The following is a 26,983-nucleotide window of genomic DNA, read 5'->3' as shown; positions in this document are numbered from 1 at the left end:
ATCGCGGCCGCCCCGCTGCCAGAAGCACAGGCGCGGGGCACTCGGTGCCGCATGAACCGATGTCAACCGCAAGGAATCGGTCCTTGCATTAAGAGGAATGAATGGCGAGTAACAACGTAGCCCAATTTGCCGCGGAACTGAAAATGCCGGCCGGCGTGCTGCTGGAGCAGCTGCAGGCGGCGGGCGTCACCAAGGCGAGCGAAGCCGACTCCTTGTCCGAAACGGACAAGGCGCGTCTGCTCGACCACTTGCGCAAGTCTCACGGCTCGACTGATGCAGACAAGCGCAAGATCACGCTGACGAAACGGCATACGTCGGAGATCAAGCAGTCCGATTCGACGGGTAAGGCTCGCACCATTCAGGTCGAGGTGCGCAAGAAGCGCACGTTCGTCCGCCGCGACGAGTCCGCCGAGCAGGCGGAGGCATCGAATCATGCGACCGACGCAGCCGCTGTTGCCGAAGAGGCGGAACTGCAGCGCCGCGAGGAAGAAGCGCGCCGCGAGGCCGAGCTGCTCGAGCGTCAGGCTCTGGAGCTCAAGGAGCGCCAGGAGCGTCTCGCCCAGGAAGAAGCTGAGCGACGCGCCCGCGAAGAAGCCGCGGAGGCTGAGCGCCGCCGTGCAGAGGAAGAAGCCGCGCAGAAGAAGGCAGCAGCCGATGCTGCCGCGCGCGAGCTGGCCGCGCAGGCCGTGGCTGCGCAACGCACCGCGCAAAGCGAAGCGACGAAGGAAGTGAAGCAACAACAAGACCAGCAGGACGAGCAGCGCGCCGCTGCCGAGCGCGCAGCCCAGCGCGAAGCGGCCCAGAAGGCCGAAGCCGCCGCGCGCGAAGCCGCCGAGAAGGCGCAAAAGGAACAGGACGAGATCGCTCGCCGCCGCGCGGCCGCCGAGGCCGAAGCGCGCGCGATCCGCGAGATGATGAACACGCCGCGCAAGGCGCAGGTGAAGGCGGTCGAGCCGCCCAAGCCCGTGGAGCCGGCCAAGGCCGCCGAAGCCAAGGGCACGCTGCACAAGCCGGCCCGTCCGGAAGGCGCCGCTGCGCGCCCGGCCGCTGGCGCTGGCGCGAAGAAGCCCGCCACCACAGCTGCGCCCTCGACGAGCGCACCGGGCGCAGGCGCGGGCGACCGCAACAAGAAGCCGGGCGCAGGCAAGGGCGGCTGGCAGGACGACGCCGCGAAGCGTCGTGGTATCAAGACGCGTGGCGACTCTTCGGGCGGCGTGGACCGCGGCTGGCGCGGCGGCCCGAAGGGCCGTGGCCGTCACCAGGACGCCGCCTCGTCGTTCCAGGCGCCCACCGAGCCGATCGTGCGTGAAGTGCACGTGCCGGAAACCATCACGGTGGCCGACCTCGCGCACAAGATGTCCGTGAAGGCATCGGAAGTCATCAAGGTGATGATGAAGATGGGCCAGATGGTCACCATCAACCAGATGCTCGACCAGGAAACGGCGATGATCATCGTCGAGGAGCTCGGCCACCGTGCGGTTGCCGCGAAGCTCGACGATCCGGAAGCGCTGCTGGTCGAAGGCCAGTCGACGGCCACGGACGCCGAGGCGCTGCCGCGTCCGCCGGTCGTCACGGTCATGGGTCACGTCGACCACGGCAAGACCTCGTTGCTCGACTACATTCGCCGCGCCAAGGTCGCAGCGGGCGAAGCGGGCGGCATCACGCAGCACATCGGCGCTTACCACGTCGAAACGCCGCGGGGCGTGATCACGTTCCTCGACACGCCGGGTCACGAGGCCTTCACGGCCATGCGTGCTCGCGGTGCGAAGGCAACCGACATCGTCATTCTGGTGGTCGCGGCCGACGACGGCGTGATGCCTCAGACGAAGGAAGCGATCGCGCATGCGAAGGCGGCCGGCGTGCCGCTCGTCGTGGCGATCAACAAGATCGACAAGCCCGATGCGAACCTCGATCGCGTCAAGCAGGAACTCGTCGCGGAAGGCGTGGTGCCGGAAGAGTACGGCGGCGACTCGCCGTTCGTGCCGGTGTCGGCGAAGACCGGTGCGGGCATCGACGACCTGCTCGAAAACGTGCTGCTGCAAGCCGAAGTGCTGGAACTGAAGGCACCGGTCGAAGCGCCGGCCAAGGGCATCGTCATCGAAGCGAAGCTCGACAAGGGTAAGGGTCCGGTTGCAACGATCCTCGTCCAGTCGGGTACGCTCAATCGCGGCGACGTCGTGCTGGCGGGCAGCGCCTACGGCCGCGTGCGCGCCATGCTCGACGAAACGGGCAAGGCCACGAAGGAAGCGGGCCCGTCGATCCCGGTCGAAATCCAGGGTCTCTCGGAAGTGCCGGGCGCGGGCGAAGAAGTCATCGTGCTGCCGGACGAACGCAAGGCGCGTGAAATCGCCATGTTCCGTCAAGGCAAGTTCCGCGACGTCAAGCTGGCGAAGCAGCAGGCCGCGAAGCTCGAAAACATGCTCGAGCAGATGGCGGAAGGCGAAGTGCAGAACCTGCCGCTCATCGTCAAAGCCGACGTGCAGGGCTCGCAGGAAGCGCTGGTGCAATCGCTGCTTAAACTGTCGACCAGCGAAGTGCGCGTGCAGATCGTGCACAGCGCGGTCGGTGCGATCAGCGAGTCGGACGTCAACCTGGCAACGGCGTCGAAGGCGGTCATCATCGGCTTCAATACGCGTGCAGATGCGCAGGCGCGCAAGGTGGCCGAGGCTAACGGCATCGACATCCGCTACTACAACATCATCTATGACGCAGTGGATGAGGTGAAGGCGGCGATGTCGGGCATGTTGGCGCCGGAGAAGCGCGAGACGGTTACGGGTATGGCCGAGGTGCGTCAGGTGATTCGAGTGCCGAAGGTCGGCCTGATCGCGGGTTGTATGGTCACGGACGGTTTCGTCAAGCGTTCGTCGTCGGTGCGCGTGATCCGCAACAACGTGGTCATCCATACCGGCGAACTCGACTCGCTCAAGCGCTTCAAGGACGATGTCAAGGAAGTCAAGCAAGGCTTCGAGTGCGGTATGTCGATCAAGAACTTCAGCGACATCGTCGAAGGCGACCAGTTCGAAGTGTTCGAGATCACCGAAGTCGCGCGTACGCTGTAACACAGCGGCGCACGCGAGCCGGCCTTCGGGCCGCTCGCGGGCTTACCCGCGGGATTGCCGATAGCGGGCGGAGCAGGCGCTGGCCAGCTCCGCCCGTTTTGTTTTTGCGCGGCCGTGTGCGCCTCGATGGACGCAACGCCGCCTGAATGCCTCGTAGAAAAGAGGTGGAATCATCATGCCGAAAAAACGTTCTTCCCCGAATCGCAACGTGCAGATCGCCGACCAGATCCAGCGCGACCTCTCCGAACTGATGCGCGAAGTGAAGGATCCGCGCGTGGGTCTCGTGACGATCCAGAGCGTGGAGCTCACGCCCGACTACGCGCACGCGAAGGTCTACTTCACGACGCTCACGGGCGACCCGCAGACCACCCAGGAAGCGCTCAATCACGCCGCGGGCCATCTGCATAATCAGCTGTTCAAGCGCCTGCACATTCACACGGTGCCGACGCTGCATTTCCATTACGACCAGTCGATCGAAAAGGGTGTCGAGATGTCGCGTCTCATCGACGAGGCGAACGCGACGCGCGCAAAGGACGACTGACGCCGCACGCATGACTGCATCATCGAAAAAGAATCCGGGCGAGTCGCGGCCCAAGGTGCCGCGCCGTCTGCTCGACGGCGTGCTCTTGCTGGACAAACCGATTGGCTTGTCCAGCAACGACGCGCTGATCCGCGCGAAGCGGCTCCTTCGCGTGAAGAAGGCGGGCCACACCGGCACGCTCGATCCGCTCGCAACGGGCCTGCTGCCGCTGTGCTTCGGCGAGGCGACCAAGTTCTCGCAGGACCTGCTCGACGCCGACAAGACCTATGAAGCGACCATGCGCCTCGGCGTGCGCACCGCGACGGGCGACGCCGAAGGCGAAGCCGTCGAGACGCGCGAGGTGCGTTGCGACGAAGCCGCCGTGCGCGAAGCGATGGCGAAGTTCGTGGGCGAGATCGTGCAGGTGCCGCCGATGTATTCGGCGCTCAAGCGCGAAGGCAAGCCGCTCTACGAATATGCGCGCGCGGGCCAGACCGTGGAGCGCGAAGGGCGCCAGGTGACGATCCTCGCGCTGGAGTTGATCGCGTGCGCGCTGCCTGGCGTTCCCGAGGTGACGTTTCGCGTCACCTGTAGCAAGGGCACTTATGTGCGCACGCTTGCCGAGGACATCGGCGAGGCGCTCGGCTGCGGCGCGCATCTCGTGATGCTGCGGCGCACGGGCGTGGGCGCACTCACGCTCGAGCGCGCGGTGACGCTGGACGCGCTCACGGCCGCCGACGAACCGGCGCGCGATGCGTGGCTGCAGCCCGTGGACGCGTTGCTTTCCACGTTTCCCGCCGTAACGCTGAATGCCGATGCGGCGCGCCGTTTTGCGCACGGCCAACGCTTGCCGCTCAACGAGCTCGTGCTCGACCGTGCGGCGTGCGAGGCGGCTGATCGGGTGCGTGTTTATGGCGAGGAAGGGCGCTTGCTGGGCGTGGCGAAGGCAGCCAATGGCGTGCTGGCGCCGGAGCGGCTGGTGGTGAGCGGGGCGGGTTGATTCGCGCGGCGCGCGACGCAAAAGCGCGCGCCAGAAATGAACAAACGGCACGCCGGTGTTGAACCGGACGTGCCGTTTTTTCGTTATGGCCCAGAGCGCGTCAGCACGCGCTCACCTACCTCAATGCGCCGCCGAAGCCGCCGCGCCCGCATCGGCACTGCTGGTGCGCTCGGGGCGCGTGATCCAGATCAGCGCGATCAGCACGATGAAGATCATCGACGAAATCCAGAACAGATCGTTCACGCCGAGCTGCGCCGCCTGCTGCGTAACCATGCGGTCGAACAGGCCATGCGCCTGCGAGGGATCGAGCCCGGCCGCGTTCTGCATCTGCTGCATCGACTGGTTGAAGACCGGGTTGGTCGGCGTGGCCTGCTCCGTGAGGCGCGCGTGATGGAACGTCGTGCGATGGTCCCACGCGGTCTCGAAGATCGAGGTGCCGATGCCGCCGCACATGATCCGCACGAAGTTCGAGAGCCCCGACGCCGCCGGAATGCGGTGGCCCGGCAGACCCGACAGCGTGATCGAGACGAGCGGAATGAAGAGCCCCGCCATGCCGATGCCCTGGATCAGGGTGGGCACCGTGAGCGCCCAGGTGTCCACGCCGGTCGTGTACTGCGAGCGCATCCAGAAGCACAGCGCGAACACCACGAACGCCGTCGTCGCGATATAGCGCGGATCGGTGCGCGGCAGGATGCGGCCCGTGATCGGCGAGAGCATGATCGCGAAGAAGCCCACGGGCGCCATGATGAGGCCCGCGTCGGTCGCCGTGTAGCCGAGCGTGGTTTGCAGCCACAGCGGCAGCAGCACGAGATTGCCGAAGTAGAGGCCGTAGCCCACCGACAGCGCGATCGTCGCACCGGTGAAGTTACGCCTCGCGAACAGCGACAGGTCGACCACGGGGTGATCGGCGGTCAGCTCCCAGACCACGAAGAACGCGAACGCGATCACGGCCGTGAGCGCGAGCACGACGATGGTCGTCGAGGCGAACCAGTCGAGGTCCTTGCCCTTGTCGAGCATGACCTGCAGCGAGCCGACCCAGACGATCAGGAGTCCCAGGCCCACGCCGTCGATGGGCGCCTTCCGGATGGCCGAATCGCGGTTGCGGAAGATCGTCCACGTGGCGAGCGCGGCCACGATGCCCACGGGAATGTTCACGTAGAAGATCCACGGCCACGAGATGTTGTCCGAGATCCAGCCGCCGAGAATCGGGCCCGCCACCGGCGCGATCAGCGTGGTCATCGACCACATCGAGAGCGCGATGGGCGCCTTGGCGCGCGGATAGCTCGCGAGCAGCAGCGTCTGCGAGAGCGGGATCATCGGGCCCGCCACGGCGCCCTGCAGCACGCGCGAGGCGAGCAGGAAGGGCAGCGTGGGCGAGAGGCCGCACATCCACGACGAGATCACGAACAGGATGATCGACGCCATGAACAGGCGCACCTGGCCGATGCGGTCGGTGAGCCAGCCGGTCAGCGGCACCGAGATCGCGTTGGCGACCGCGAACGAGGTGATGACCCACGTGCCCTGGTCGGAGGCGACACCGAGGTCGCCCGAGATCGACGGGATCGACACGTTCGCGATCGAGGTGTCGAGCACGTTCATGAACACCGCGAGCGACACCGCGATGGTGCCGATCACGAGTTGCGCGCCTTGCAGCGGCGGATGGACTACGGATTGTTGTGCTGCCATTGAGTGCTTCGTTTTTGACTGCGTGTGGCGCGCGGGCTTACATCACGCGGGCTTACATCAGTTTGGCGGCGGGCTTCGCCGCGCCGTTACCGGTCGCGGCCGACGAAACCTGCGCCTTGCCGGCGTTTTGTCCGGCGTTCTCGGCGATGATGCGGGCGATTTCCGCGTCGGCTTCGTCGCCGTACTTCTCGAACACGTCGGTCTGGTAGACCGTGTTCGGCGCGTTGCCGAGCTGGTTGCCCGTATCGTTCTTGATGTTCACGTCCACCTGCATCGAGAGGCCGATGCGCAGCGGGTGCTCCTGCAGCTCTTTCGGATCGAGCGAGATGCGCACCGGCAGGCGCTGCACCACCTTGATCCAGTTACCCGTGGCGTTCTGCGCGGGCAGGAGCGAGAAGGCCGAGCCCGTGCCCGCCGAGAAACCCACCACCTTGCCGTGATAGACCACCGACGAGCCATAGACGTCGGCCGTCATCTCGACCGGCTGGCCGATGCTCATGTGCTTGAGCTGCACTTCCTTGAAGTTGGCGTCCACCCAGACGGCGTTCAGCGGCACCACCGACATGAGCGGCGTGCCCGGCGAGACGCGCTGGCCCACTTGCACCGAGCGCTTGGCCACGTAGCCGGTCACCGGCGCGGGCAGCGTGTTGCGCGCGTTCGCGAGATAGGCGTCGCGCACCTTGGCGGCGGCGGCCATCACGTTCGGATGATTGGCGATGGTGGTGTTCGCGGTGAGTGCGCGGTTCGCGGCGAGCTGTTGCTGCGCGGCGTCGAGCGCGGCTTCGGCGCTCCGCTCGGCATCGCGGGCGTGCGAGATTTCTTCCTGCGAGACGGCGCCCGTCTGCGCGACCTGCATGCGGCGGCGCAGGTCGTCCTGGGCGCGCGAGAGGTCGGCCTGGCGCACGGCGACTTGCGCCTGGTACTGGCTGTCGTCGGCGAAGAGGCCGCGCACCTGGCGCACCGTCTGGCCGAGATTCGCCTCGGCCTGTTGCAGCGCGATGCGCGAATCGGCGGGATCGAGCTCCACGAGCGGAGCGCCGATCTTCACGGTCTGCGTGTCGTCGGCGTTCACCGCGATCACGGTGCCGGTCACCTGCGGGGTGATCTGCACGACGTTGCCGTTCACGTAGGCGTCGTCGGTGCTTTCCGTGAAGCGCGCGACGAGGAAGTAGTAGAGGCCGTAGGCAATGGCTGCAATCACGATCACGAGCACAAGCAGCGTCATCATGCGCTTGCGCTTGCCGTTGTTCGCGTTCGGCTGGGGATTGGCCGCCGGTTGCTGGGGGGTGCTCATGGAAGGATCTCCGGGTTCTGGCGTGCTGTTCGTTCGATTGTTGGTGTTCAGTTCGCGGCGGCGGCGGCGGCGGCGGCGGCGTTGGCCGCGGGCGCGGAGGCCGCAGCGCTCTGCGCCGGCACATACGCGCCGCTCCACGGACCGCCGTTCACACCGCTCTGGCCGTTCTGGCCGGCTGCTGGGTTCTTCGCGTCGCTGCCGACCTCGACAGGCGGCACGAGGCCCGCGTCGTGCGCGTCGAAGCCGCCGCCGAGCGCCGTGATGAGCGCCATCTGCTGGTCGCGGCGCTGCATCTTGAGGTTCGAGACGGTCTGCTCCGCGGCGAGGCGGTTCTGGTCGGCGTTGAGCACCTGGAGCTGCTCCGAGAGGCCCGCCTTGTAGCGGATCACGGCGAGCTGGTACGCCTTGCTCGAGGCGTCGAGCGCGAGCTGGGCGTCCACGAGCTGCTTGTCGGCCGAGCGGATCGACGAGACCTGGGTGGCCACTTCCTGGAGCGCGTTGATGAGCGTCTGGTTGTAGTTCGCCACGTCGAGGTCGAAGTCCGCATAGCGGCCCTTCAATTGCGCGCGCAGCGCGCCCGCGTCGAAGATCGGCAGATGGATGGCCGGCCCGATGTTCATCTGGCGGCTCGCGAAGTTGAGGAAGCGGCCCCAGCCGAACGCGTCGAAGCCGATGCCGGCCGCGAGGTTCACGTCGGGATAGAACTCGGCCTTCGCCTCCTTGACGTCGTGCATCGCGGCTTCCACCTGCCAGCGCGCGGCGACGATGTCGGGACGGCGCGCGACGAGGTCGGCGGGCAGGTTGCCCGGCAGCGCCATGTCGGCGACCGGATTGAGCACCGGCTGGGCGATCTGCAGGCCGCGATCCGGCCCCTTGCCGAGCAGCGCGCCGAGCTGGTAGCGCACGTTCTGGATCTGGCCGTCGATCTGCGTGAGATTGGCCTGGCTCGTCGCGATGTTGCCGTTCGCGGTCTGACGCTCGACGTTGGTGTCGAGGCCCGCGACCACGCGGCCGTTCGTGATCGTGCCGATGGTCTTGCGGTTGTCGATCTCGCGCGCGGCGATGTCGCGCAGCGCATAGAGCTGCGCGAGCTGGTTATAGGTGCGCGCGACCGATGCGGCGAGCGTCACGCGCGCCTGCTGCATGTCGGCTTGCGCGGCGCGCTGGGCGGACACCGCCTGGGCGAGACGCTGACGGTTCTTGCCCCAGAGGTCCAGATCCCACGAGGCGCTCGCGAGCACGTTGTTCTCGCTGAACCAGGTGCCGCCGTAGGGCGGCGGGAAGAGGGCGTTGGCCGAGTACAGCTCGCGGGTCCACGAATAGCTCGCGTTGGCCTTCGGATAGAGCGCCGACTTCGAGGTCTCGATATACGACGACGCCTTCGCGATGCGTGCCTGCGCCTGCGCGATCGTGGGGCTGCCCTCGAGGGCTTCGTCGATCAGCTTGGGCAACTGCGGGTCGCCGAACTGCTGCGCCCAGTCGAGCGTCGGCCATTGGCCGGCCTCGGCCGGAATGCTCTGCGAGGTTTCGAACTGTTGCGGCTCGGCGATGGTCTTGTCGCTCTTGACGCCGAAGTAGTTCGCGCAGCCCGCAAGCGCGAGCGCCGCCACCGCGGCGGCGACGGCCCCGCGGCAGGAAAGCGCTGGCGCAAACTGGGTGTCGGGTTTCATTGCTCGTCTCATGGCGTGAGAAGGTGAGGTAATGCTGGACGCTGCAGCTATTTTCTTGCGCAGCGATCTCAAATTTGCTTGCCCCGTCATGAATTCGATGGGGGTTGCCCGGCGTTTTGAGCGGCATTCTGGCCCGCGTTCTGGATAGCTTCGCAGCTATTGGAAAGAACCCGCCGCAACATGCTCTTCAGAAAGCCGATTTCCTCGGGCGTCAGGCCCTGCGAGGCCAGTTCCGTCACGCTCGTGAAGATCGCCGGCATGCGCGCGGCGATGGCTTCGCCCTCGGGCGTGAGCGCGAGACGCACGGCACGGCGGTCTTCGGAGCTGCGCACGCGCTTGAGGAGGCCGCGCTTTTCGAGCCGGTCGACGAGGCGCGTCACGGCGCTCGCGTCGATGCCGTACTCGCGCGCCAGTTCCGCCGCGAGCACGCACTTGCCGCTCGCCACCATGAACAGCACGCTGGCTTGCTGGCTCGTGACGCCGAGTTCGGCGACGGTGCGCTGGGTGATGAGGTTCGACATCGTCGATTTCACCCGCGAAATGAGGTAGCCAACGCTCTCGCCGAAATCGTAATCGCGGACTTCGGGCGGTAGCGTGGGAGTCGGATCCGTCATGGTTCTGCTGCGACTGCAATGATTGACCAGGCAGGGATTATAGGGGCCGTTAGTTGACGCGGCAAGGGTTTATTGTGGCAGGGCGGAGAAACCTTTGCCGAGTAGGGGCTTAATCGGGGACCGTGCGGGGTCGGCGCGCCCCGGGTTTTCAGGCAGGCCGTAGGTATGAGCGTGATCAATTCATCTGCGCGTGCTATACTTTCAGGTTCCCAAAAGTGCGCCATTCGCAACGCCAATTCGTACCGCCCGATCGACGTCCGATGACGCCCAATCGGCGTGTCGAGGAGCGTCGAAGACCGTTGCGCGAGCCCGCTGTCGAGCTCACGCGGCGCACTCAACTGAGTACCCAGGTTCCTATGTCCCGCGCCCTTCGCAACATCGCCATCATTGCCCACGTCGACCACGGCAAGACCACGCTCGTCGACCAACTGCTGCGCCAGTCCGGCACCTTCCGTGACAACCAGCAGGTCGCCGAACGCGTCATGGACTCGAACGACATCGAAAAAGAGCGCGGGATCACGATTCTCGCGAAGAACTGCGCGGTCGAGTACGAAGGCACCCACATCAACATCGTCGACACCCCGGGCCACGCCGACTTCGGCGGCGAAGTGGAGCGCGTGCTCTCGATGGTCGACTCGGTGCTGCTGCTCGTCGACGCCGTCGAAGGCCCGATGCCGCAAACGCGCTTCGTCACGAAGAAGGCGCTCGCGCTCGGCCTGAAGCCGATCGTCGTGGTCAACAAGATCGACCGTCCGGGCGCCCGCATCGACTGGGTGATCAACCAGACTTTCGACCTGTTCGACAAGCTCGGCGCAACGGAAGAGCAGCTCGACTTCCCGGTCATCTACGCCTCGGGCCTGAACGGCTACGCGTCGCTTTCGGCCGATGCGCGTGACGGCGACATGCGCCCGCTGTTCGAGGCGATCCTCGAACACGTGCCGGTGCGCGACGCCGATCCGGAGGGTCCGCTCCAGCTTCAGATCACCTCGCTCGACTACTCGACCTACGTCGGCCGTATCGGCGTGGGCCGCATCAAGCGTGGCCGCATCAAGCCGGGTCAGCCGGTGGCGCTGCGCTTCGGCCCGGAAGGCGAGGTCATGAACCGCAAGATCAACCAGGTGCTGTCGTTCAGCGGCCTCGAGCGCGTGCAGGTGGAATCGGCTGAAGCCGGCGACATCGTGCTGATCAACGGTATCGAAGACATCGGTATCGGCGCCACGATCTGCGCGGTCGATACGCCCGAAGCGCTGCCGATGATCACGGTGGACGAGCCCACGCTGACGATGAACTTCCTCGTGAACTCGTCGCCGCTCGCGGGCCGCGAAGGCAAGTTCGTGACGAGCCGCCAGATCCGCGACCGTCTCACGAAGGAGCTGAACCACAACGTGGCGCTGCGCGTGAAAGACACCGGCGACGAAACCACGTTCGAAGTCTCGGGCCGTGGCGAGTTGCACCTCACGATCCTGATCGAAAACATGCGCCGCGAAGGCTACGAGCTGGCCGTGTCGCGTCCGCGCGTGGTGCTGCACGAAGTCGACGGCGTGAAGCAGGAGCCGTACGAAATGCTGACGGTGGACGTCGAAGACGCGCACCAGGGCGGCGTGATGGAAGAACTGGGCCGCCGCAAGGGCGAAATGCTCGACATGGCTTCGGACAGCCGCGGCCGCACGCGTCTCGAGTACCGCATTCCGGCCCGTGGCCTGATCGGCTTCCAGGGCGAGTTCATGACGCTCACGCGCGGCACGGGCCTGATGAGCCACGTGTTCGACGCCTACGGCCCGGTCAAGGAAGGCACGCTCGGCGAGCGCCGCAACGGCGTGCTGATCTCGCAGGACGACGGCGCGGCCGTGGCCTACGCACTGTGGAAGCTGCAGGATCGCGGCCGCATGTTCGTGAAGCCGGGCGATGCGCTGTACGAAGGCATGATCATCGGCATCCATAGCCGCGACAACGACCTCGTCGTGAACCCGATCAAGGGCAAGCAGCTCACCAACGTGCGCGCCTCGGGCACCGACGAAGCCGTGCGCCTCGTGCCGCCGATCCAGATGTCGCTTGAATACGCGGTCGAATTCATCGACGACGACGAACTCGTGGAAGTCACGCCGCAATCGATCCGTCTGCGCAAGCGCCATCTGAAAGAGCACGAGCGTCGTCGCGCAAGCCGCGAAGCCGGTGCCGAGTAAGCTCAGTCGTTGATTTTTTGCGCACCGCAATGCAAGTAAGGAACCAGGAAAGCCGCCTCTCTGTGGGCGGCTTTTTTGCGTCCGGCGGAAATTGCGCTGCGGTGCGAGAAGAGTGTGTTGCAAACGCCGCAAAGGCCCGTCTGCAAAGGGTTTGCGTGTGCTGTTGTGCCACATTGCAATCTATGGGGAGTATCACTTCTGTGATATCCTCCGCGGATGCATGATTTAGGTCCTTCCAAGCAGACTTGATTCGCAATCCGCTAAACGGTCAGGCCGTGGCGCGGAAGGTTGAGTAACCCGCTATTTCTCGAGAAACTCGAAGAAAGGTGAGCGTAAATGTCGGAAACGATGAAGCAGTTCCAGCTGAACTCCTACCTGTTCGGCGGCAATGCTCCGTATGTCGAAGAGCTATACGAAGCATATCTTGATAACCCCGCGTCCGTGCCGGACACGTGGCGCCAATACTTTGACGCACTGCAAAACGTGCCGTCGTCGCGCGGCACCACCGACAACGACATCGCCCACGGCCCGATCGTCGAGTCGTTCGCGCAGCGCGCCAAGGCCAATGCCTTCATTCCGCGTGGCGGTGGCGAAGATCTCGCCACGGCGCGCAAGCAGGTCTACGTCCAGTCGCTGATCGGCGCGTATCGATTCCTCGGCTCGCAATGGGCCAATCTCGATCCGCTGCAGCGCCGCGAACGTCCCGGCATTCCCGAACTCGAGCCCGCGTTCTACGACTTCACCGAAGCCGATATGGACGAGACGTTCAGCGCCACGAACCTGTATTTCGGTTTCGAGCGCGCGTCGCTGCGCGAGATCGTCAAGGCGCTGCGCGACACGTACTGCGGCACGATCGGCGCCGAGTACATGTACATCAGCGATCCTGAGCAAAAGCGCTGGTGGAAGGAGCGTCTCGAGTCGATCCGCTCGACGCCGAACTTCTCGAACGACAAGAAGAAGCACATCCTGCAGCGCCTGACGGCCGCCGAAGGCCTCGAGCGCTTCCTGCACACCAAGTACGTCGGCCAGAAGCGCTTCTCGCTCGAAGGCGGCGAATCCTTCATCGCGGCGATGGACGAAACCGTCCGCCACGCGGGTGCTGCGGGCGTGCAGGAAATCGTGATCGGCATGGCCCACCGCGGCCGCCTGAACGTGCTCGTGAACACGCTCGGCAAGATGCCGGCCGACCTCTTTGCCGAATTCGAAGGCAAGCACGTCGACGACCTGCCGGCCGGCGACGTGAAGTACCACAAGGGCTTCTCGTCGGACGTCGCGACCGAAGGCGGTCCGGTCCACCTGTCGCTCGCGTTCAACCCGTCGCACCTCGAAATCGTCAACCCGGTTGTGGAAGGTTCGGCGAAGGCCCGTATGGATCGCCGCGGCGATGCGGACGGCCTGCAAGTGCTGCCGGTGCAGATCCACGGCGACGCGGCCTTCGCGGGCCAGGGCGTCGTGATGGAAACGCTGAACCTCGCGCAAACGCGCGGCTACGGCACGCACGGCACGCTGCACATCGTCATCAACAACCAGATCGGCTTCACGACTTCGGACCCGCGCGACGCACGCTCGACGCTCTACTGTACCGACGTCGTCAAGATGATCGAGGCGCCGGTTCTGCACGTGAACGGCGACGATCCGGAAGCGGTCGTGCTGGCGATCCAGCTCGCGGTCGATTTCCGCATGCAGTTCCACAAGGATGTCGTGGTCGACATCGTGTGCTTCCGCAAGCTCGGCCACAACGAGCAGGACACCCCGGCGGTCACGCAGCCGCTCATGTACAAGAAGATCGCGCAGCACCCGGGCACCCGTGCGCTGTACGCCGAGAAGCTCGTGCAGCAGGGCGTGATCACCGCTGAAGACGCCGACAACTACATCAAGGCCTACCGCGCCGCGATGGACGAAGGCCACCACACGGTCGACCCGGTGCTCTCGAACTACAAGAGCAAGTACGCGGTGGACTGGGTGCCGTTCCTGAACCGCAAGTGGACCGACGCCGCCGATACGGCCGTGCCGCTCGCGGAACTCAAGCGTCTCGCCGAGCGCATCACCACGATCCCTGAGAACTTCAAGGTTCACCCGCTGGTCGAGCGCGTCATCAATGACCGCCGCGCGATGGGCAAGGGCGAAGCGAAGCTCGACTGGGGCATGGGCGAGCATCTTGCGTTCGCGTCGCTGGTCGCTTCGGGCTATGCCGTGCGTCTCACGGGCCAGGACTCGGGCCGCGGCACGTTCACGCACCGCCACGCGGTGCTGCACGACCAGAACCGCGAGCGCTGGAACGACGGTACGTACGTGCCGCTGCAGAACATCGGCGAGAACCAGGCGCAGTTCACGGTGATCGACTCGGTGCTCTCCGAAGAAGCGGTGCTCGGCTTCGAGTACGGCTATTCGACGGCTGAGCCGAACACGCTCGTCGCGTGGGAAGGCCAGTTCGGCGACTTCGTGAACGGCGCGCAGGTCGTGATCGACCAGTTCATCTCGTCGGGCGAAGTGAAGTGGGGCCGTGTGTCGGGTCTCACGATGCTGCTGCCGCACGGCTACGAAGGTCAGGGTCCGGAGCACTCGTCGGCGCGTATCGAGCGTTTCCTGCAGCTGTGCGCCGAGCACAACATGCAGGTCGTTCAGCCGACCACGCCGGCGCAGATCTTCCACGTGCTGCGCCGCCAGATGATCCGCCTGTTCCGCAAGCCGCTCATCATCTTCACGCCGAAGTCGCTGCTGCGCCACAAGGAAGCCGTCTCGGATCTGTCGGAACTGGCCAAGGGCACGTTCCAGCCGGTCATCGGCGAAGTGGACGATTCCATCGACGCGAAGAAGGTCAAGCGCGTGGTGGCCTGCTCGGGCCGCGTGTACTACGACCTCGTCGCGCATCGCCGCGAATCGAAGTCGAACGACGTCGCGATCATCCGTATCGAGCAGCTCTATCCGTTCGCGCACAAGCAGTTCGAAGCCGAGCTCAAGAAGTACGACAACGCGACCGAAGTGGTCTGGGTGCAGGACGAGCCGCAGAATCAGGGCCCGTGGTTCTACATCGAGCACCACCTGAAGGAAGGCATGAAGGAAGGCATGAAGCTCGCGTACAGCGGCCGTCCTGCTTCTGCCTCGCCGGCCGTCGGCTACTACGCGAAGCACTACGAGCAGCAGAAGTCGCTGATCGAAGGTGCGTTCGGCCGCCTGAAGGGCGCGCAGGTCGCGAAGTAAGCACATAGAGCAACCGAACCGGGAAAGTGCGCGAATGAAAAGCGTGCTTTCCCGCGCTCACGTGCGCGACCCGGTTCGTCATACGGGGAAGGTCCCCGAGAAAGTATTCAGGAAAATCACATGGCTATCGTAGAAGTCAAGGTCCCTCAGTTTTCGGAGTCGGTGTCGGAAGGCACGATGCTGCAGTGGAAGAAGAAGCCGGGCGAAGCTGTTGCCCAGGACGAAGTCGTCATCGAGATCGAAACCGATAAGGTCGTGCTCGAAGTGCCCGCGCCGGCTGCCGGCGTGCTGGCCGAGGTCGTGGTCGGCGACGGCGCAACCGTCACGAGCGAGCAGCTGATCGCGAAGATCGACACGGAAGGCAAGGCTGGCGCCGCTGCCGCTCCCGCCGCTGCCGCCGCACCTGCTGCTGCTCCCGCAGCCGCACCGGCCGCGGCTGCCGCCGCTACGGCTTCGAGCAGCACCATCGCCTCGCCCGCAGCGAACAAGCTGATGGCCGAGAAGGGCCTCTCGGGCTCGGACGTCGCCGGCACGGGCCGCGACGGCCGCATCACGAAGCAGGACGTGCTCGGCGCCGGCGCGCCGAAGGCCGCTCCCGCCGCCGCAGTTGCCACGTCCGCGGCTGCCAAGCCCGCCGCTGCCGCCAAGCCCTCGCTGCCGCAAGTCAACGCACCGGCATCGGCTGCGAACTGGCTCAACGACCGTCCGGAACAGCGCGTGCCGATGTCGCGTCTGCGTGCGCGTATCGCCGAGCGTCTGCTGGAGTCGCAGCAAACCAACGCCATCCTCACGACGTTCAACGAAGTGAACATGGCGCCGGTCATGGATCTGCGCAACAAGTACAAGGACAAGTTCGAAAAGGAACACGGCGTGAAGCTCGGCTTCATGTCGTTCTTCGTGAAGGCGGCCGTGCATGCGCTGAAGAAGTTCCCGCTCGTGAACGCGTCGATCGACGGCAACGACATCGTCTATCACGGCTACTTCGACATCGGTATCGCGGTCGGCTCGCCGCGCGGCCTCGTGGTGCCGATCCTGCGCAACGCCGACCAGATGAGCCTCGCCGACATCGAGAAGAAGATCGCCGAATTCGGCCAGAAGGCCAAGGACGGCAAGCTCTCGATCGAGGAAATGACGGGCGGTACGTTCTCGATCTCGAACGGCGGTGTGTTCGGCTCGATGCTCTCGACGCCGATCATCAACCCGCCGCAGTCGGCGATCCTCGGCGTGCACGCGACCAAGGAACGCGCTGTGGTGGAAAACGGCCAGATCGTGATCCGTCCGATGAACTACCTCGCGATGTCGTACGACCACCGCATCATCGACGGCCGCGAAGCCGTGCTGTCGCTGGTCGCGATGAAGGATGCGCTGGAAGATCCGGCGCGCCTGCTGCTCGACCTGTAATTCGCGTTGTAGCGCGAGCCGGGGCTCACGTCCCGCTCGCGCATCCAGTCTCACACTGAGCGTCGCGTGCGCGGATGCCGGGAAGCCCGGCTCCGCGCGCCGCGCTCACGTATCGAAAGGATGACCATGTCCAAAGAATTTGACGTCGTCGTGATCGGCGCCGGCCCCGGCGGCTATATCGCGGCGATCCGCGCCGCGCAGCTCGGCAAGTCGGTTGCGTGTATCGAAAAATGGAAGAACCCGGCCGGCGCGCTGAAGCTCGGCGGCACCTGCCTGAACGTGGGCTGCATTCCGTCGAAGGCGCTGCTCGCCTCGTCGGAAGAGTTCGAAAATGCCGCGCATCACCTCGTCGACCACGGCATCAGCGTGGGCGACGTGAAGATCGACGTCGCGAAGATGCTCGAGCGCAAGGACGGCATCGTCGAGAAGATGACCAAGGGCATCGAGTTCCTGTTCCGCAAGAACAAGATCACCTGGCTCAAGGGCCATGGCAAGTTCACGGGCAAGACCGACGCCGGCGTGCAGATCGAAGTGAGCGGCGAAGGCGAAACCGAAGTCGTCACGGCGAAGAACGTCATCATCGCGACGGGCTCGAAGGCGCGCCATCTGCCGGGCATTCCGGTCGACAACAAGATCGTCGCCGACAACGAAGGCGCGCTCACGTTCGACGCGGTGCCGAAGAAGCTGGCCGTGATCGGCGCAGGCGTGATCGGTCTGGAGCTCGGCTCGGTGTGGCGCCGTCTCGGCGCCGACGTCACGATCCTCGAAGCGCTGCCGGAATTCCTCGGCGCCGCTGACCAGTCGCTCGCGAAGGAAGCTGCCAAGCTCTTCAAGAAGCAGGGTCTCGACATTCACGTCGGCGTGAAGGTGGGCGAAGTCAAGGCGACGGACAAGAACGTCACGATCAACTACACGGACAAGGACGGCAACGCGCAAGTGCTCGAAGCCGACCGCCTGATCGTCTCGGTTGGCCGCGTGCCGAACACCGACAACCTCGGCCTCGAAGCGATCGGCCTGAAGGCCAACGAGCGCGGCTTCATCGACGTGGACGATCACTGCGCGACGGCGGTGCCGAACGTCTACGCGATCGGCGACGTGGTGCGTGGCCCGATGCTCGCGCACAAGGCCGAAGACGAAGGCGTGCTGGTGGCCGAGATCATCGACGGCCAGAAGCCGCACATCGACTACAACTGCATTCCGTGGGTGATCTACACCGAGCCGGAAATCGCATGGGTCGGCAAGACGGAGCAGCAACTCAAGGCCGAAGGCCGCGAGATCAAGACGGGCCAGTTCCCGTTCATGGCCAACGGCCGTGCGCTCGGCATCAACAAGGCCGACGGTTTTGTGAAGATGATCGCCGACGCCAAGACCGACGAGCTGCTCGGCGTGCACATCATCTCGGCGAACGCATCGGACCTGATCGCGGAAGCCGTGGTGGCGATGGAGTTCAAGGCTGCCGCCGAAGACATCGGCCGCATCTGCCATCCGCACCCGTCGCTGTCCGAAGTCATGCGCGAAGCGGCGCTCGCCACCGACAAGCGCGCGCTCAACATGTAATGCATCAGGGCAGGGCGGCCGGCTTTTGATGGCTGCCTTGCCCAGCAGTACCATGCATCACGTACAGAGGCGGGTGGGCTGTTGCCCTCCCGCCTTTCCTCGTTTGTGGTCCAGAAAATGAACGTCACCGAATACTACGAAAACGAACTGCAGAAGCGGGGATACCAGCCCGATACGGCGCAGCGCGCCGCCATCGACCGGCTGCAGCGGTGTTACGACGAGTGGGCCGCATACAAGTCGCGCCGCTCGAACGCGTTCTGGAAGCTCATCAACCACCCGGACCTGCCGCGCGGCGTCTACATGTGGGGCGGCGTGGGCCGCGGCAAGAGCTTCCTGATGGACAGCTTCTATGCGGTCGTGCCGCTGCAGCGCAAGACGCGCCTGCATTTCCACGAATTCATGCGCGAAGTGCACCGCGAGCTCGAAGAGCTCAAGGGCCAGGCCGATCCGCTCGACGAACTCGCGCGGCGCATCGCGAAGCGCTATCGCCTGATCTGCTTCGACGAATTCCACGTCTCGGATATCGCCGATGCGATGATTCTCTATCGTCTGCTCGACGGTCTGTTCAAGAACGGCGTGCAGTTCGTGATGACGTCCAACTACGATCCCGATCTGCTCTATCCCGATGGCCTGCATCGCGACCGCATGCTGCCCGCCATCGAGCTCATCAAGGAAAAGTTGGATGTCCTGAATGTCGATGCCGGCATCGACTATCGCCAGCGCACGCTCGCGCAGGTCGAGGTCTATCACACGCCGCTCGGCGCAGCCGCCGACAAGGCGCTGCGCCACTCCTTCGCAGAGCTTGCCGCCGTGCCCGACGAAAGCCCGCTCTTGCGCATCGAGAAGCGCGAGCTCAAGGCGCTGCGCAAGGCCGATGGCGTCGTATGGTTCGACTTCGCCACGCTGTGCGGCGGCCCGCGCTCGCAGAACGACTATCTGGAACTCGCAAGCCGCTTTCACGCGGTGATCCTCTCCGGCGTGCCGCAGATGACGCCTCGTATGCAGTCCGAAGCGCGCCGCTTTACCTGGCTCATCGACGTGTTCTATGACCACAAGGTCAAGCTGCTGATGTCGGCGGCCGTGCCACCCGAGGAGCTTTACGTCGAGGGCCCGATGGCCAACGAGTTCACGCGCACGGTCTCGCGCATCGTCGAAATGCAGTCGAAGGAATATCTCGAGACGCCGCGCCGCATCGTGGATACGGCGCTCACCTGAGCGACCGGCCGCCGGGGCAGGGCCCTGCGGTTGACGAGCGCCGCTATGGCACCGAAAACGGGATACGAATCCACTTTTTCAAGATTCGGACTCGTCTGATAGGGGCCGCAAGGTCAAGTCGATATCTTTGTCAGGACAGGTTCTGACAAAGGAGTAGACCATGACCCCCCATCGCGATATTACCGAGGAAGAATGGCAGCGCGTGATGCCGCTGCTGCCAGAACTGCGCCCGCGTTCGGAAATGCGCGGCCGTCCGCTCGCCAACACCCGTTCGGTGCTCAACGGCGTCCTGTGGGTCATGTATAGCGGCGCAACGTGGTCGGCCATGCCGCGCCGCTACCCGTCCTATCAAACTTGCCATCGACGCTTCAAGGCGTGGCACGACGAAGGCGTGCTCAAGCGCGTGATGGCCGAGCTCTTCGGCGAAGAGGGCGTCGCCCTGTGCGACACGATCGAATCGCGTATGCGCAAGCATCTGAGCCGCGCCGAAAAGGCTGCCGCACGCGTTCAGGAAGGGCTGGGGTTGCCGGGCGCACCTTCGGCTACGCGCCATTCGCCGTTCAGCCCGGCGACGCCTGGTGTGCCGCAGCCGTTCAGCTATCGCTCGGTGTACCGTCACACGGCTTGATTGAAGCGCGCATTGCGCGCGTAGTGGGTCTTTGAGTTATCTGCGAAGGCCGCCTTGCTGCAAGGCGGCCTTCATATTTTTAGCGTTCGTGCGTACGTTACTGCTGGCGTACCCAGGTTTGCGAGCGGCCCAGCAGCGAGATGCCCAGATAGCCGCGCACCACGAGCTTCTGGCCGCCGTCTTCGGTGTGCATCTTGCAGCGATACACCTTGCCGTTCTCGGGGTCGAGGATGTGGCCGCCGTCCCATTCGCTGCCGGCCTGCTTCATGCCGTCGATGATCGTCATGCCGAGAATCAACTGATCCTTGCGCGAGTCCGTGCATGCCGTGCAGCGGCGGTCGGGTTGGTCGTTCGGCCCCAGACCCTTGATGATCTTGCCGCTGAGGCCGCCGCTGCCGTCGTCGTTGATTTGCACGAGCGCCTTGGGCTGCCCGGTGTGATCGTCGACGGTTTGCCAGACGCCGACAGGCGAATTCGATTGCGCATGAGCGGCGATGACGCTGCCGAGCAGCGCACCAGCCAGCGCGAGTTGACACGCTGCGCGCGCGGCAAACGAGGCACTGCGGTTGTTGAACTGAAACATGTGTCTTCCTCCACTGATGTTTATCGCTATGTTTACATCGAATCGCCGCGAGCCCTGTTGCGTGGCCTTGATGTGCGGCATACCGCGCGCGCATTCGTTCGCGGCGAAGGCGCGCGGTGGTCAGGGCAGGATACGCGAAAGCGCTGCGTGCGTTTGCGAGGAGAAACTCTAGTCGGTGCGCGTGGGCGCTCAGCACGCGCCGTGCCTGGCTTAGTTGAGCTGATACGAGAACGTCGCGTTCACGCGCGGGCTGCGCGACGCGCTTTCGATGGGCGCATCGGCGAGCGCCTTCGCCACGGAGAGATCGAGGCTGTAGTACTTGCCGTCGCTGATCCGGAAGCCCAGCGATGCCGACGAAAGCCGCGAAGGCGAGGGCGTGCCCGCATGCAGATACACACGCGCCATGTCGAACGACACGTATGGCGTGATCGTCTGCAGCCACACCTTGCCCAGCTTGAACGGATGGTTCAGTTCGAGCGCGAAGGCCCAGCCCGAATCGCCCGACGCTTCGCCAGGCTCGTAGCCCGCCGCGAAGCGCTGCGCGCCGAACGAGATCTGCTCGGAGGTCGGCAGCGTATTCGGGCTGTATTGCCCCGTTGCCGCGACGGAGGTGCCGAAGCCCATCGGCCAGTCGTTGGTCTGCGAATACGAGGCGTTGGTGCGCACGAAATTCAGCGACACGGGGTTTTGCAGCGCGAGACCGGGAATGTTCGTGTCGGCCGACTTCGACGCGCCCAGAACGTCGAAGGCCTTCGCGACGGCGATGCTCGCCTTGCGGACCTGGTTGGGCTTCACGTCGGTGTAATCGGCTTGCAGTTGCACCACACGCACCTGCGAGCTCAGGCCGTATTGCAGCCCGTTGATGGTGTTGTGATAGCGGTCCTCGTCGTGCGCCGCATACGCGCTCACGGTGCCGACGAGGCTGCGCGTATTGCTCAAGAGAAGCGGATAGGAGAGCGAGCCCGTGAGCTTGTCGCTGATCACGGTGCGCTCGACGTAATTGGGCAGGCCCGGATTGTCGACGGGATTGCCGCGGTAATGCGAGGCGTCGAGCCTGGCCGTGAGGCCATCGCTCGCGACGGGCACGGCCGCGTGCGCGGCGAGGTACGTAACGTTGTCGCGGCCCTTGGGCAGCAGCGCCGAAAAGCTCAACTGTTCGCCGAACGGCGTGAGACCGTTTTCCGTGAGCGTGATGAGGCCCTGCACGCCCGGGTGATTGAAGTCGATGCCGGTGCTCACGTCGTACGCCTTGTGCGTGGCGTCGAGCTCGAGCGTGGTGGCGCCGTCGGTGGTCGTGGGCGGCGCGACGTTGGCCTTGACCTTGAGGCCAGGCAGCATGCCGAGCACGTTGATATAGCGCTGGAACGTGGCCGTGCGCAGCGGCCGGTCCGCGGCGATGTGTGCAACGATCGCACGCATCTTGCCTTCGAGCGCGCCGGGCTGGCCCGTGATCTTCACGTCCTTGACGTAGCCTTCGACGACCGTGATATGCACCACGCCGCCCGCGAAATCCTGTGCGGGCACGAACGCGAACGACAGCGCATAGCCGCGGTCCTGATAGAGCTTCGTCACGCCGTTGGCGGTTTCGATGAGCTGGCCGATCGTGATGTCGTGATTCGCGAGCGGTGCAAAACGACTGGCGACCTCGTCGAATGGAATCGACTTCACGCCCTCGACCTTGAAGGTGGTCGGGGTGAGATGCGTGGCGAGCAACTGCTGCAGCGCAGGCGTCTGCTGCTGGACCTGCACCGTCACGCTGGGCGCCTTCTGCGGCGCGTTGATTTGCGGCAGAGCATCGAGCGGGTTGCCGCCCAGCGGATTACCTCCACCCTGTAAATTGCCGCCCGACACCGGCCGGCTCTGCTGCGCGACTGCCACCCCCGTCAACCCGGCGCTCGCCATGACCCCAAGCGTGGCGAGCACGGCCCATCCTGCGACTGCGCCTTTCATTGGACTACCCTCGACTTGTCGGACGGCGCGCGCCGGTTACCTGAACCCTCCGGCGCGCGCGTCTCTTTGTGCCGCCTTTTCGGCGGTCTCTCTGTGGCTCCCTGATTGCCTGTGTTTTTATTCCTGCGTACTCCGTACTATCTGAACCTCTGTTGCCAGACTTCGCGTGATGCGGCGTTCCTCTCACAACGCTGCACCACGCATCGCCCATCTTGCACGACGATGGTTGCGCGCGCTACGGCAGCTTGTGCAGCACGCTGCTCAGTAGTCCCCCTGATGTACTAGTGCTGCCGGAACTGCTTGATGCCCCGGTGCCGCCCGCCGTCGCGCCGAGCGCCCCCGTGACCGTGCCGACGAGGGCCGTCACCGGCGCGAGCAGCGTGCCTGCACCGGCGCCGCTGCTGCCGCCACCGAGCGCGGCGAGCGGACCCGTCGCCGACGCGGTGCCCGCGCCGCCGCTGCCTGCCACGCCACCCGCGGAGCCAGCGGCGGACGTTACCGTGGAGGTCACGCCCGAAAGCAGGCCGCCCGCCACCGGCACGCTGCCGAGGCTGCTCGTGAGCGCGCCTGCGCCGCCCGCGCTACCCGTGGCGCCGGACAGCGCACCCGTGACTGCGGAGAGCGGCGAGCCGCCGAGGCCGAGGCTCGCGACCGTCGCGTTGAGCGGGCCGAGCAGGCCGCCCGCGGCGGCGCCGGTCGGCGGCCCGTTCGCGACGAGCGCGGTGTTGCCGCCCACGAGGCTCGTGATGAGGCCCGGGATCGGCGCGGCGCCGTTCGGGCCGTTCGGATTGACGAGGCCGCCCGCGTTGGTGACCGTGTTGCCGACGGCGCCGACCAGCGTGCCGACATCGCCACCAAGCGGCGCGAGCGGCCCGAGTGCTCCATTCGTTGACGAGCCCGCGGTCGTCGACGCGACCTTCGTGCCGGCCGTCTGCAGCGCGCCGCCGACCTGCGCGAGCAGGCCCGAGACCGGCGTGCCGAGCCCCGTCGAGGTGCCCACCTGCTGCGTGAGAAGGCCGGCCGTGGTGACGATCGGCGTGATGGTCGTGCTGATCGGCTGCGTGATCTGTTGCACCGGCGCGGACGAGAGCACGTTGCCGAGCGTCTTGCCCGTGCCGTTCACGGCATTGGCTGTGGTGTCGAGCACGGTGGCGATGGGTGTCGTGACAGGGGCGAGCGGCGCAAGCGGGCCGCTGCCGAGTCCGTTGACCGTGGTCGCGACGCCCTGGACCACGCCACTCGTTGCGCTCACAACATTACCGAGTGCGGCCGCGGTGGTGCCGACGGGGTTGGGCGTCGAGCCGGTCTGGCCGAGGCCGTTCGAGACGGCGTTGGCGAGCGCGCCGACGACGGTGCCGGTGCTCGACACGGCGTCGCCGAGGCCCTGCGTGACCTGCGGGCTCGTGCCCGGCACCGTGGTCGAACCGACCGCGTTGCCGAGATCGCTTGCCGATTTGGCGACCGTGCTTACCACGCCGCTCGTGCCGGTCGACGCGCTGGTGCCGCCTGCGCCGCCGCTGGTGTTGCCCGAGCCGCCGCCCGTGCCGGCGGTCGAGTCGCCCGAGCCGCCACCGGTGCCGCCGGTACCGGTCGTGCCTGTCGTGCCGGTTGCGCCCGTGGAGGCCGAAGGCGGCGTGTAGCTGCTGCCGCCGCAGGCGGCGACGCTGCAGGCCACGGCGGCGGCCAATGCCGTCAGCCGCAGGCTGCGCACGAGCACGACGGCGCGGTTGTTGTGGCGGTCGGTGTCGCGATTCTTATGAGGCTGGTTGTGTCGCTTGTTATGAAGCGCGGTGGAGCTGCTGGACATGACGCTGTCTCCTGAACTTGAGCTGAAAGAGGCGCTGGGGCGCGGTGCCGAATGAGTGTCCGGAGCCGATTACTTCTTGCCGCCGAGCAGGCCGCCGACGATCGACGTGAGGCCGGCGAGCGGGCCCGTTGCGCCGCTGCCGGCGCTGCTGCCCGTCAACGAGCTGAGCGAGAGTCCGGGCGCCGCGCTGGCGGTGTTGCTGGCGGCCGGCGTGCCGGACGTGCCCGCAGGCTTCGCACCCGCGCCGACCGTTGCGCCCGCAACGATGCCGCCGCCCGCTGAGCCGACGCTGTTCACGGCGCCCGTGACCGTGTTGAGGGTGCCGGCGACGAGGCCCGTGACCGGCGCGAGCGGGCTGCCGCTGCCGCCGGTGGCCGAGGTGAGCGCGCCGGTCGCCGCAGCGAGTGCGCCGGTGACGGGCGCGAGCGGATTGCTGCCGCCCGTGCTTGCGCCCACGCCCACACCGACGCCTGCGCCGAGGCCGACACCCGCACCGCCGCCGGTCACGCTGCTCAAGATGCCCGTGACGGGCGCGAGGGGATTGGTGCCGCCGCTCGTCTTGCCGCCCGTCAGCAGGTTGCCGGCCGTTGCGACGGTCTTGCCCGTATCGGCGACGAGGCTGCCCACGCCCTGCGTGACGGGGTTCGCGCCGCCCGTTTGCGAGACCAGTGCGCCGCCTTTCTGGATGCCGCCGCCGAGCGTCTGAAGCAGCCCCGCGACCGGCGCGCCGACGCCCGTTGCGCCACCGACCGTCTGCGTGGTGGAGGCGAGCACCGAGGTGATCGGCGTGATGGCGGAGCTCAGTTGCTGCGTGACCTGTTGGACGGGGCCTTGCGTGAGTGCGCCCGTCAGCGTGTTGCCTGCGCCCGTGACGGCGGAGCCGAGCGTGCCCACCGCGCCGCCCACGGGCGTCGTGATGGCGGCGAGCGGCGCAAGCGGGCCGCTGCCGAGGCTCGTGACGAGCTGGCCCGTGCTGGTGACGGCCTTGCCCGCGTCGCTCACGACGCCGCCCGTGCTCGCGAGCGTGGTGCCGACCGGATTGCTGCTCGCGCCGAGCTGGCCGAGCCCCTGGGCGACGCCGTTGCCGAGCGTGGAAACCGCGCCGCCGACGTTCTGGACGATGCCGCCTGCGGCCTGAGTCGTTTGCGGGCTCACGCCGGGCAGCGTTTGTGCGGCGATCGTGCTGCCGAGGCCCGAGACGGTGGAGCCGGCGTCGCCCACGACGTTGCCCGCCGCATGGGCGACCGCGCCGACCGCATTGGCCGAGACCGTCGTGCCGCCGTTGCCCGAGCCGCCATTGTTGCCGTTGCCCGAACCGTCGGTGCTGCCGTTTCCATTCCCGTTGCCGTTGGAGCCGGTGGTCGTGCCGCCCGTGCCGTTTCCTGTGCCGGTGCCATTGCCGTTGCCGTTGGTCGTGCCCGGGCCGTTGTCGCCGGTGGTGGTGCCGCTGCCGTCGCCATTGCCGTTGTTCGCGGAGGTGGTGCCGCCGCCCGAGCCGCTGCCGTCACCGCCTCCGGTGCCGCCGCCACTGCCGCCGCTCGTCTGCAGCGCGCCGCCGCTGCCGCCCCCGGTACCACTGCTGAGGGATCCCGAGCCGCCGCAAGCGGTCAGCGAGAGCAGCGTGGCGATAGTCGCAGCGATAGCCGTCAAGCGCGCTGCGTTCGCGATGCGCTGATTGTTCATGATGTGCCCTCGGTTCGTATGGTGTGTTGTCTGTGTTATGTGCCCGGCCCATCGGACCTGCGCCACTTACACTGCAACAGCCGTGCCAGTGCAAACGCGCGCGTGAAAACAACACCTGTTGCGTGCTGGAGGGATTCGTCTAATCGAGAGATACCAAGCGTTTGCGAGCGGTTTGCAAGCGCTTTTGTCGAATGAATGGCGGGAGGCGAAACGCAGCGTTACGCGAGTCCGCGCGTTACGTCACGTAACGTCACGGGCTCGGTGTTACGGGCGTGGACGTAACAGGGCGGAAAAGTCGTTGCATCGACACAAACAAAAAAATCGGATACCCGCAAGAAAACCCGGTGTGGCAAGGCAAACGTTAAACAGAGTCAAGTTATCGAGTCCTGAGTAGCCGAGTCATGGTTTGCCCGAAGTAAACGGAAAAACGCCTATGCCGATAATGAAGTTACGAGTGGGCAATTTGCATAACGATCGATTGCGTTACGCAATCCGTTACGCTATAAAAACCGCACAGACCAAAAAAATACAAACAGAGCCTTACGTATGCATGAACGAGAGACATGCCTGCGAATGAGCCAGAACGTTGGCGGACTGACATGGCAGTCCGTGGACCGGATGCATCGACGCGATTCAGGCAGCATGCATTGAGTGCGCCGATGCAGATCAGCGTGAGAGCGCGAAAAAAAAGAGAGAGAGGGCCGAAATGAACAAGCTGTTAAAGAAATTCGCAAAGTCGGAAGAAGGGGTTACGGCGCTGGAGTATGGGCTTATCGCGGGGGTTATCGCGTTGGCCATCGCCTCCACAGTCGGTGATCTGGGAACCACGCTCAAGGGCGTGTTCTCTGCCATCAATACTCAAGTATCGGCAACTGTTCCGGCAACTACGCCTGCACAGACTCCGACGCAAAATTGATCGGGCCTTTCAGGTA

The 26,983-nt window shown here is 65.6% G+C and carries 18 protein-coding genes; 10 read left to right on the top strand and 8 right to left on the bottom strand.

Annotated elements, in window-relative coordinates:
• The first annotated feature begins 101 nt into the window (after nucleotides 1-101).
• The 3 genes from infB to truB all read left to right on the top strand — a co-directional run bounded on the left by infB (nucleotide 102) and on the right by truB (nucleotide 4,579).
• Nucleotides 102-3,059 carry a translation initiation factor IF-2 gene (infB, locus tag U5775_RS08215; protein ID WP_322057619.1) on the top strand — a complete coding sequence of 986 codons (2,958 nt, stop codon included), beginning with the start codon at nucleotides 102-104 and terminating at the stop codon, nucleotides 3,057-3,059.
• A 175-nt stretch (nucleotides 3,060-3,234) separates the two neighbouring features.
• The gene (gene rbfA / locus U5775_RS08210; RefSeq protein ID WP_322057618.1) at nucleotides 3,235-3,600 is read left to right on the top strand and encodes a 30S ribosome-binding factor RbfA; all 366 of its coding nucleotides are present in this window, start codon (nucleotides 3,235-3,237) and stop codon (nucleotides 3,598-3,600) included.
• A 10-nt stretch (nucleotides 3,601-3,610) separates the two neighbouring features.
• Complete coding sequence (gene truB, locus U5775_RS08205) at nucleotides 3,611-4,579, top strand: tRNA pseudouridine(55) synthase TruB (protein ID WP_322057617.1); 969 nt, start codon at nucleotides 3,611-3,613, stop codon at nucleotides 4,577-4,579.
• 120 nt (nucleotides 4,580-4,699) lie between these two features.
• Here truB and U5775_RS08200 read toward each other — a convergent pair whose 3' ends face one another.
• From U5775_RS08200 to U5775_RS08185, 4 genes are all read right to left on the bottom strand, one after another.
• A complete protein-coding gene (locus U5775_RS08200) occupies nucleotides 4,700-6,265 on the bottom strand; it encodes a DHA2 family efflux MFS transporter permease subunit (protein WP_322057616.1) in 1,566 nt (521 codons plus the stop codon).
• Between the two features lie 52 nt (nucleotides 6,266-6,317).
• Nucleotides 6,318-7,559 (bottom strand): EmrA/EmrK family multidrug efflux transporter periplasmic adaptor subunit, encoded by a 1,242-nt coding sequence (locus U5775_RS08195; RefSeq protein ID WP_322057615.1) that lies wholly within the window; start codon nucleotides 7,557-7,559, stop codon nucleotides 6,318-6,320.
• Between the two features lie 47 nt (nucleotides 7,560-7,606).
• Nucleotides 7,607-9,229 (bottom strand): efflux transporter outer membrane subunit, encoded by a 1,623-nt coding sequence (locus U5775_RS08190; protein WP_322057614.1) that lies wholly within the window; start codon nucleotides 9,227-9,229, stop codon nucleotides 7,607-7,609.
• An 86-nt stretch (nucleotides 9,230-9,315) separates the two neighbouring features.
• On the bottom strand, nucleotides 9,316-9,843 hold the full coding sequence (locus U5775_RS08185; protein ID WP_322057613.1) for a MarR family winged helix-turn-helix transcriptional regulator: 528 nt from the start codon (nucleotides 9,841-9,843) through the stop codon (nucleotides 9,316-9,318).
• Between the two features lie 356 nt (nucleotides 9,844-10,199).
• Here U5775_RS08185 and typA point away from each other — a divergent pair, with 356 nt between their 5' ends.
• The 6 genes from typA (at nucleotide 10,200) to U5775_RS08155 (ending at nucleotide 20,028) form a co-directional block, all read left to right on the top strand.
• Nucleotides 10,200-12,026, top strand: coding sequence for a translational GTPase TypA (gene typA / locus U5775_RS08180; RefSeq protein ID WP_322057612.1), 1,827 nt, complete (start codon nucleotides 10,200-10,202; stop codon nucleotides 12,024-12,026).
• Between the two features lie 336 nt (nucleotides 12,027-12,362).
• On the top strand, nucleotides 12,363-15,227 hold the full coding sequence (locus U5775_RS08175) for a 2-oxoglutarate dehydrogenase E1 component (RefSeq protein ID WP_322057611.1): 2,865 nt from the start codon (nucleotides 12,363-12,365) through the stop codon (nucleotides 15,225-15,227).
• Between the two features lie 120 nt (nucleotides 15,228-15,347).
• Nucleotides 15,348-16,628, top strand: coding sequence for a 2-oxoglutarate dehydrogenase complex dihydrolipoyllysine-residue succinyltransferase (odhB, locus tag U5775_RS08170; RefSeq protein ID WP_322057610.1), 1,281 nt, complete (start codon nucleotides 15,348-15,350; stop codon nucleotides 16,626-16,628).
• A 126-nt stretch (nucleotides 16,629-16,754) separates the two neighbouring features.
• Entirely contained in the window at nucleotides 16,755-18,185 is a 1,431-nt protein-coding gene (gene lpdA, locus U5775_RS08165) for a dihydrolipoyl dehydrogenase (protein ID WP_322057609.1), read from the top strand.
• 117 nt (nucleotides 18,186-18,302) lie between these two features.
• Entirely contained in the window at nucleotides 18,303-19,400 is a 1,098-nt protein-coding gene (zapE, locus tag U5775_RS08160) for a cell division protein ZapE (RefSeq protein WP_322057608.1), read from the top strand.
• 160 nt (nucleotides 19,401-19,560) lie between these two features.
• Nucleotides 19,561-20,028 (top strand): transposase, encoded by a 468-nt coding sequence (locus tag U5775_RS08155; RefSeq protein ID WP_322057607.1) that lies wholly within the window; start codon nucleotides 19,561-19,563, stop codon nucleotides 20,026-20,028.
• Between the two features lie 97 nt (nucleotides 20,029-20,125).
• Here U5775_RS08155 and U5775_RS08150 read toward each other — a convergent pair whose 3' ends face one another.
• The 4 genes from U5775_RS08150 to U5775_RS08135 form a co-directional block, all read right to left on the bottom strand.
• Nucleotides 20,126-20,611, bottom strand: coding sequence for a DUF2147 domain-containing protein (locus tag U5775_RS08150; protein ID WP_322057606.1), 486 nt, complete (start codon nucleotides 20,609-20,611; stop codon nucleotides 20,126-20,128).
• Nucleotides 20,612-20,821: 210 nt separating this feature from the next.
• The gene (locus tag U5775_RS08145) at nucleotides 20,822-22,561 is read right to left on the bottom strand and encodes a ShlB/FhaC/HecB family hemolysin secretion/activation protein (RefSeq protein ID WP_322057605.1); all 1,740 of its coding nucleotides are present in this window, start codon (nucleotides 22,559-22,561) and stop codon (nucleotides 20,822-20,824) included.
• Between the two features lie 235 nt (nucleotides 22,562-22,796).
• Entirely contained in the window at nucleotides 22,797-24,368 is a 1,572-nt protein-coding gene (locus U5775_RS08140) for a collagen-like triple helix repeat-containing protein (protein ID WP_322057604.1), read from the bottom strand.
• A 69-nt stretch (nucleotides 24,369-24,437) separates the two neighbouring features.
• A complete protein-coding gene (locus U5775_RS08135; protein WP_322057603.1) occupies nucleotides 24,438-26,051 on the bottom strand; it encodes a collagen-like triple helix repeat-containing protein in 1,614 nt (537 codons plus the stop codon).
• Between the two features lie 706 nt (nucleotides 26,052-26,757).
• On the opposite strand from U5775_RS08135, the gene U5775_RS08130 reads away from it, so the two are divergent.
• Complete coding sequence (locus tag U5775_RS08130) at nucleotides 26,758-26,967, top strand: Flp family type IVb pilin (RefSeq protein WP_322057602.1); 210 nt, start codon at nucleotides 26,758-26,760, stop codon at nucleotides 26,965-26,967.
• Nucleotides 26,968-26,983: the final 16 nt, after the last annotated feature.

Origin of the sequence: Paraburkholderia sp. J63 (assembly GCF_905220245.1) — a bacterium.
Classification (GTDB): domain Bacteria; phylum Pseudomonadota; class Gammaproteobacteria; order Burkholderiales; family Burkholderiaceae; genus Paraburkholderia.
The sequence above is the reverse complement of the archived record's forward strand: the minus strand, read 5'-3'. Positions and strand labels throughout refer to the sequence as shown.